The 7441-nt window shown below is 40.7% G+C and carries 7 protein-coding genes and 2 pseudogenes; 7 read left to right on the plus strand and 2 right to left on the minus strand.

Annotation, left to right across the window (positions count from 1 at the left end; translation table 11 throughout):
- A pseudogene (locus O9323_RS03785) lies at nt 1–131 on the plus strand (IS630-like element ISMae24 family transposase); the annotation flags it as partial.
- A 37-nt stretch (nt 132–168) separates the two neighbouring features.
- Here the strand turns inward: O9323_RS03785 and recG are convergent.
- Nucleotides 169–2637, minus strand: coding sequence for an ATP-dependent DNA helicase RecG (gene recG, locus O9323_RS03790; protein ID WP_288124712.1), 2469 nt, complete (start codon nt 2635–2637; stop codon nt 169–171).
- A 67-nt stretch (nt 2638–2704) separates the two neighbouring features.
- A complete protein-coding gene (locus tag O9323_RS03795) occupies nt 2705–3604 on the minus strand; it encodes a hypothetical protein (RefSeq protein ID WP_002752687.1) in 900 nt (299 codons plus the stop codon).
- Between the two features lie 92 nt (nt 3605–3696).
- Between O9323_RS03795 and O9323_RS03800 the strand changes: the two are divergent.
- The 6 genes and pseudogenes from O9323_RS03800 to O9323_RS03825 form a co-directional block, all read left to right on the plus strand.
- Nucleotides 3697–3789 (plus strand): annotated as a pseudogene (locus O9323_RS03800) (Rpn family recombination-promoting nuclease/putative transposase); the annotation flags it as partial.
- A gap of 138 nt (nt 3790–3927) precedes the next feature.
- Nucleotides 3928–4998 carry a hydrogenase expression/formation protein HypE gene (gene hypE / locus O9323_RS03805; RefSeq protein WP_002752689.1) on the plus strand — a complete coding sequence of 357 codons (1071 nt, stop codon included), beginning with the start codon at nt 3928–3930 and terminating at the stop codon, nt 4996–4998.
- Between the two features lie 190 nt (nt 4999–5188).
- On the plus strand, nt 5189–5533 hold the full coding sequence (locus tag O9323_RS03810) for a hydrogenase maturation nickel metallochaperone HypA/HybF (protein WP_002732104.1): 345 nt from the start codon (nt 5189–5191) through the stop codon (nt 5531–5533).
- Nucleotides 5524–6366 carry a hydrogenase nickel incorporation protein HypB gene (hypB, locus tag O9323_RS03815; protein ID WP_002752690.1) on the plus strand — a complete coding sequence of 281 codons (843 nt, stop codon included), beginning with the start codon at nt 5524–5526 and terminating at the stop codon, nt 6364–6366. Before O9323_RS03810 ends, hypB begins: the two co-directional genes overlap by 10 nt.
- 46 nt (nt 6367–6412) lie before the next feature.
- Entirely contained in the window at nt 6413–6811 is a 399-nt protein-coding gene (locus O9323_RS03820) for a helix-turn-helix domain-containing protein (RefSeq protein WP_024970194.1), read from the plus strand.
- Between the two features lie 17 nt (nt 6812–6828).
- Nucleotides 6829–6999, plus strand: coding sequence for a DNA adenine methylase (locus O9323_RS03825; RefSeq protein WP_002752693.1), 171 nt, complete (start codon nt 6829–6831; stop codon nt 6997–6999).
- Nucleotides 7000–7441: the final 442 nt, after the last annotated feature.

Consider the following 7441-nt stretch of genomic DNA (forward strand, 5'->3'; position numbering starts at 1 on the left):
AAATATTATGGAGATTTTTAAAATATGAATGGATTGAATTTAGCGCCTATAAAGACCGAAAGAGCCTCCTCGCTTACGTTAAAAAAGTGCTGGACAATTTTGGAGGCGAGTATGTAATTAATTTTGCCTAGGTACTTATTACTGTTTACTGATCACTGAACATCTAAATCAAGTTAAAATATCCGCTCCCAACATCCGTTGATATTTAGCTTCTAAAGCTTGTTTCAAATTGGGCAAAGTAATTAAATGGGGATCATCTAACATAATTTTTTCGGCGGCATCTCTTGCCAAAACTAACACCTCTTGATCCTCGACTAAACTAGCGAGGGCAAAATCTGGTAAACCCGATTGTCGTTGTCCTAAAACTTCCCCCGGACCGCGAAATCGCATATCCATTTCCGAGATAAAAAAGCCGTCTTGGGATTGTTCCAAAACCGTCAATCTTTGACGGGAATTAGCACTATTACTGCCACTTAAAAGTAAACAATAGGATTGATGGGAACCTCTGCCAACGCGCCCCCGTAATTGATGCAATTGTGAAAGGCCAAAACGTTCGGCATTTTCAATTAACATCACCGTGGCATTGGGAACATCCACCCCCACTTCAATAACCGTAGTTGAGACAATAATTTGTAGAATATTATCGCGAAAAGCTGTTAAGATTTCCTCTTTTTCGGCGGAACTCATGCGACCATGGAGTAAACCGATATTAAAATTGGGAAAAATCTTTTCTGATAAATTTTGATATTCTTCCACCGCAGCCCTCACATCTAATTTTTCCGATTCTTCAATCAAGGGAAAAATCACATAAGCTTGTCTGCCTTGGGCAATTTCACGGCGAATTAAATCATAGGCAGCCCTTCTTTGATTGCCATTTAAAGCGGTGGTTTGAATCGGTTGTCTGCCGGGGGGTAATTCGTCAATTTGACTCACATCTAAATCCCCATGCAGGGTTAAAGCTAAAGTACGGGGAATCGGTGTTGCTGTCATGGTTAAAACGTGGGGAGACTCTCCTTTGCTTAATAATCTTGCCCTTTGTTGTACCCCAAAGCGATGCTGTTCATCAATAACAACTAAACCTAATTTGCGGAAATTAACTGCATCTTGAATTAGGGCATGAGTTCCCACTAAAAGTGGTAACTCTCCTGTCTCTAATTGGGCGTGAATTTCTCGCCGTTTAGCAGTTTTTGTGGAACCAGTTAATAATTCTACGGGTAAATGTAAGAGATTAAACCAGCTAACTAACTTACGATAATGTTGTTCTGCTAAAACTTCGGTGGGAGCCATTAATGCCGCTTGATAACCGGATTGTAGGGCTGCTAAAATAGCATAAACTCCGACAATTGTTTTGCCAGAACCCACATCCCCCTGCACGAGACGATTCATCGGGGTGCTAGAATCTAAATCCTCTAAAATTTCCTCAATAACTCGTTTTTGAGCATTGGTTAATTGAAAGGGAATTATCTGATTAAATTGATCAATTAGTTGACCCCTAGCACTAAAAATAGCACTTTTCTGTGTCTGACGATACTGTTGCCGCCGCCGCAGAAAACCCAATTGTAAAAAGAAGAATTCATCAAAGACTAATCGCCGTCGCGCTTGACTGAGAATCTCGGAATTATTGGGAAAATGAATGTTAGTAATTGCTGTTTTTAAATCGATTAATCCGTATTGTTTTCTTAGACCGAAAGGTAGGGGGTCTTTTATCGCCTCTACTGCCCCAAAAGCGGCGACTACAGCCTTTCTAATTAGGTCGGCGGGTACTCCATCGGTGAGGGGATAAACCGGCAGGATACGCCCGATTTTTAAGGACTCAATACTTGCCCCAGAACTGTCTAATAATTCAAATTCAGGATTTTCTAAAGTTAACCCATATTTTCCCGCTTTGACTAAACCACTAACCGCCACCACCGAACCGACGGGATAGAGTTTTTTTTGTCCTTCTTGCCAAGCACGATTATTGTAGCGAGTTCCCGCATAAAAACGGTTTAATTTTATCTGTCCAGTACGATCCTGTAAGAGCAATTCAAAGATAGCTAACTTGGTATTTTTGGGGCTATTAAAACAATTACAGCGCTTGACATTCCCCACTAAAGTTACCGTTTCTCCCTCGGTTAAATTAGCGATATTAACTTGACGACTGTAATCCACATGATCCCGGGGATAATAATATAATAAATCTTCAACTTTGTGGAGGTTTAATCTTTCTAAAAGACTGGCTTTTCTCTCTCCCACTTCCGCTAGATATTTCAAGGGTTGTTCGAGGGTGACTTGCCGTGGAGAATTAGCCTTTGCCATGATAGGAATGGTATTAATAATTTTCGCTGCAGCTGGTTCTTTTGGGGTAGTGGTTGCTTCTAAAGTTTGCCGTAATTGTTGCAAAAAATTGCGAGTTTCGGTGACTAATTGTTGTCTTTGTCTGGGATTAAATTGGGAATATTGGGCAAATTTTTGGGCTAATTCTCGCCAGCGATTTCTCTCACTGGTGGCAATTCCCACGGGAGGATTATCCCCAAAACTAAGACACAAAAACTCGCTAAAACGGTATTGATTTCCCTGAAGATCGGGATAACCTTTTTCCGCTTCTATAGATAAGGCTTTTTGTAATCTCACCCAGTCGGGTATTTCTCCTTTCATAATTGCCTCTTGACTCCAAATTTTCCAGTATTATGTTTCCCTAATACCTCTGTTTGATTATAACTGATTAATCATACCAACTACTGCGCCACGCCGCTTCCGCTTGAGCAATAGTATATTCTTTGCGAAGGTGATAATATTGTTTACCTAGACGATTTAATTGTTCCCAAAGGGAGCGAATTTGATTTCTTTCGACACTTAAGCGTGTATCAGCAAATTCCAGTTCAGCCATTCGTAGATGAATTGCCGTTACTTTAGTGACTTTGCCACTTGAAAAATCATGATCATCCCCATCATCTTCATCTTCATCTTCATCTTTTTCTTCCTCTGGTTCAGGGTTTTTAGCTTCTACTAAAATGTTTAACATATTATTTCCTCCACCTAGGGATTGTCCCTCTTCTCCCGCTTGAATTGCCATATCGATAATTTGACTAGGTAGATAAGGGGGAAGAATATAAGCTTTTTGTAGTTGCTGATTAATTTGTTTGGAGAGATGATTGAGAATCTCGATACAGTTTTTTTCCAGCACTCGACAACAATAAAGTAAAATATCGGGGTTATTAATCTCTCCAGTTGCGGCTATATTTTCCGGTTTGTTTAGAAAAAGTTTTAAGAAATCTGGGGTATTTTTCGTCTCTGCTGGACTTTTAGAGAATCCTACCCCTGAAAATGTCCCTCGATCGAAGCTCTGCTCGCCCAATTGCTGTAAACTGGCTTTAGCCTCTTGTCCTAGAGCTTTGATCTCCTCTTGTAGTTTCTGACGATTGCTGTGGGAGAGAGCCAGAAATTCCCCCCCATAGTAACGGGTACAGATATAATACACTGCCCCGATCGCCTGTTTATAGAGAGATTCACCAAGTAAATCAAGATAAATTCGGTATTTTTCTCGCATTCTTTCGGCTAAATTTGCCACTTCCGTTTCTATGTTCTTTAAATCTTGTTGTAGCTTGTTCAGTCTTCCAGTCATAGAAATTTCACCGAGAGAGAAGTTAGCGATCGGCGAATTCTATTATAGCGACTTACTGTCAGCTATAGCACCCTGACCAGGGGGAGATACTCGGACGAAAAGAAGGTAAACTGGAATCTGTGCCGCGTTTATTGGCTTTAGGTTTAACGGTAGAACAAATTGCTCAAGTTTTGGACTTAACTTGAGAAAAAGTGCCAGAAATATCAGAAACCCATGAAGATAATCTATCAGTAGGCTATGACACCGTTTCTGATCAAGATAAAGTGTAACCTAATTTGCTATCGACCAGCGACTCGCCAAAATAAAAACTTCCTACCTCACCTATGACTAGCACTCCTTCAGCTTCTTTAAGATTAAAAAAAACAAAAATTACCGACACAAATATCACTCTCTCCCATGGCAGCGGTGGCAGAGCAATGCGGGATTTAATTAACGAAATATTCGTTAATAACTTCGATAATAATCTACTGGCAACCCTTGAAGATCAAGCCCGATTTGAGATTAAAGATTTGGCTAAAATAGGCAATCGCTTGGCATTTACCACCGATTCCTATGTGGTTTCTCCCCTATTCTTTCCCGGGGGTGATATTGGCAGTTTAGCAGTCAATGGAACCGTTAATGATTTGGCTGTCGGTGGGGCAATTCCTCTCTATCTCAGTTGTAGTTTTATCCTCGAAGAAGGTTTATCTATCGACACCCTAAAAACCATCGTTACGAGCATGAAAATAGCCGCCGAAAAAGCAGAGGTAAAAATCGTCACCGGGGATACAAAAGTCGTTCCCAAGGGACAAGGGGATCAAATATTTATTAATACCTCTGGAGTCGGAGTAATTCCAGCCGGAATCAATTCTGGGGCGAATAATTTACAAGTTGGCGATCGCATTTTGCTGAACGGTTTTCTGGGGGATCACGGTGCCGCCATTCTGATTGCCAGGGGCGAATTAGACCTACAATGCACAATCGAAAGCGATTGTCAAGCCCTGAATTCTTTAATTTCTGCAATTCTGGCCGTTTGCCCGCAAGTTAAAGCGATGCGGGATGCCACTAGAGGCGGATTAGCCACGGTTTTAAACGAATTTGCCCAAAGTTCAGGGGTGGGAATACAGGTGCAGGAAACGGCGATCCCCATCCGGGAAGAAGTGCGAGGAATGTGCGAATTATTGGGCTTAGAACCGCTTTATCTGGCAAACGAGGGCAAATTAGTCCTTGTCGTGCCTCCGGAGGCGGAAAATCGGGTTTTAGCAGTGATGCGTTCCCATCCTGACGGTAAAAATGCCGCTTGTATCGGGGAAGTCGTCGCTTCTCCCCCCAATTTAGTTTACTTAAAAACCCCTTTCGGCACTAACAGAATTCTCGATATGTTAGTCGGTGAACAATTACCGAGAATATGTTAATTAGACAGGAGACAGTTTTAAAGGAAAAAGTGAAAACTAAAAAAACAGATAGTTGGGGTTTTGGGGTTTTGGGGTTTTGGGGTTTTGGGGTTTTAGTAGAAATTTCCCTGTTCCCTGTTCCCTGTTCCCTGTTCCCTGTTCCCTGTTCCCTGATAACTGATAACTGATAACTGATAACTGATAACTGAAAATGCACGAACTAGGAATCACCCAAAATATTATCGAACTTGCTTTAGAACATTCCCGAGGAATGAAAGTTAAGCGCGTGGTGTTAGAAATTGGTAAACTAACGGCAATTATGCCAGAATCGATCGCTTTTTGTTTTGATACCTGTTGTCAAGGTACTAATATAGAGGGGGCAATGTTAGAGATTCTGGAAATTTCCGGTTTAGGACAGTGCCAAGATTGCGGAAATGAGCTAGAACTAGAATATCCCTACGGAATCTGCGATCGATGTGGTAGTCGCAATATAATCATTTTACAGGGTCAAGAATTAAATCTTAAATCGTTGGAGACAGAATCCTTATGTGTATAACCTGTGGTTGCTCTGATAACTCGGAAGTAACGGTAACTAATCCGCAAACGGGAACCCATGAACATATTTTAGCCGATGGTACTGTTATTAGTCATAGCCATCATGCTCACGATCATGCTCACGCTCACGCTCACGCTCACGATCATGAGCATCCCCATCATCCTGCGGAAATTCACGCTCAAATTCATGGTAATATTCTCCAAGTTGAGCAAAATCTGCTGGCAAAAAATAATCTATTAGCGGCACAAAATCGCGGTTGGTTGAAGGGTAGAAAAACTGTTGCTCTTAATCTGGTTTCTTCCCCCGGTTCGGGAAAAACTACCCTGTTAACTCGCACAATTGCCGATTTAAAAACCGCTATTCCTATCAGTGTGATTGAGGGAGATCAAGCTACAGCTAATGATGCTCAAAAAATTAGTGAAACCGGTTGTCAGGTTATCCAAATTAACACCGGAACAGGTTGTCATTTAGAAGCATCAATGGTAGAGAGAGGATTAATCGAACTCGATCCACCGATGAATTCTTTAGTCATGATCGAAAATGTCGGTAATCTAGTTTGTCCTGCTTTATTTGATTTAGGAGAAAATGCCAAAGTCGTCATTCTTTCCGTCACCGAAGGGGAAGATAAACCGATTAAATATCCCTATATGTTCCACGCTTCTCAAGTCATGATCTTGACAAAAATAGACCTACTGCCCTATGTTAATTTTAACCTCGATCGCTGTTTAGATTACGCCTATCAGGTTAATCCCAATCTGAAAGTTTTTCAAGTTTCCGCTACCACAGGAGAAGGTTTAGATGCTTGGTACGGTTGGTTAAAATCGCTGGTTTAAGTTAAGTAGTAACACACCCAAAAAGTTCAGTCTAACCGAAAGAAAAATGACTCTAGCACTTGATGACAATATTTATAATCAACTGTTGACTAAATTTCAACCCAAGATTATTGAAAATGAAGAAGAATATGAGCAAGTGCGTCATCTTCTCCTTAATCTAATTAGTAAACAGGAGCGACTACCAGAAGAAACCGCGATGGTTAAATTAATGGCGACAATTATTAAGGATTTTGATGCCAAACAACCTCAACCCGAACCAGCTTCACCCCAGGAAGTATTATTACACTTAATGTCAGCTAACAACAGGAAACAAGCTGATTTAGTTGGTAAAATTGGTTCTAAGGGTGTGGTTTCAGAAATTGTTAATGGCAAGCGATCGATTAGTAAAGCTCAAGGTAAAATTTTAGGAGAGATTTTCAATGTTTACCCCGGTGTATTCATTTAATTATCTATTAGTTGTTAATGAAAACAACCGTCATTGTTCCCCCGATTAAATGTCAAGGTATCAAAACTAAACTGCTATCATCAATCAAAATTTTAGCAGATCAGCAAAACTTTGATCGCTGGATAGAACCCTTTTGTGGTCTGGGGTTAGTAGCTTTTAATTTACAACCCAAAAAGGCCTTATACTAAATCTAGTTATTAAAAGCTGATTATTTGCTCTCCCTATTGCATGAGTGCCTCTCCTCATAAGTAGCTGGTTATAATTAAATTTAAAATGGATTTTAGGTTCGATCCCCCCTGCCCCCCTTGATAAGGGGGGTGCCGATAGGCGGGGGGATCCCCCCTTAATCCCCCCTTAATAAGGGGGGCATCTGACAACTTTTAACGCCTACCTACTTAAATAGCCTATACTCAACGGATTTAGTATTATTTGCATAAGATTCCTAATGGTGTGTAGGGACATGATGCGAAGCTACTAGCAGCCGTGTGCATTAGACCTCCTGCAAAAATAGGAACTGATTATGTACAATAAAGTAAAACACTCAGAAAAACCATGACTTACGAAAAAGTAAAAAATTTGAATCCAGAAGAGTTTAAACGCTTTTGTGGAGTATATCCTGAAACATTTAAG

The organism is Microcystis sp. LE19-131.1A (assembly GCF_027532015.1).
Taxonomy (GTDB): Bacteria; Cyanobacteriota; Cyanobacteriia; order Cyanobacteriales; family Microcystaceae; genus Microcystis; species Microcystis ichthyoblabe_A.

What these genes read in the sequence shown, in the direction of transcription:
- recG (WP_288124712.1), bottom strand. Translation starts at nt 2,637, where the DNA reads ATGAAAGGAGAAATACCCGACTGGGTGAGATTACAAAAAGCCTTATCT.
- O9323_RS03795 (WP_002752687.1), bottom strand. Translation starts at nt 3,604, where the DNA reads ATGACTGGAAGACTGAACAAGCTACAACAAGATTTAAAGAACATAGAA.
- hypE (WP_002752689.1), top strand. Translation starts at nt 3,928, where the DNA reads ATGACTAGCACTCCTTCAGCTTCTTTAAGATTAAAAAAAACAAAAATT.
- O9323_RS03810 (WP_002732104.1), top strand. Translation starts at nt 5,189, where the DNA reads ATGCACGAACTAGGAATCACCCAAAATATTATCGAACTTGCTTTAGAA.
- hypB (WP_002752690.1), top strand. Translation starts at nt 5,524, where the DNA reads ATGTGTATAACCTGTGGTTGCTCTGATAACTCGGAAGTAACGGTAACT.
- O9323_RS03820 (WP_024970194.1), top strand. Translation starts at nt 6,413, where the DNA reads ATGACTCTAGCACTTGATGACAATATTTATAATCAACTGTTGACTAAA.
- O9323_RS03825 (WP_002752693.1), top strand. Translation starts at nt 6,829, where the DNA reads ATGAAAACAACCGTCATTGTTCCCCCGATTAAATGTCAAGGTATCAAA.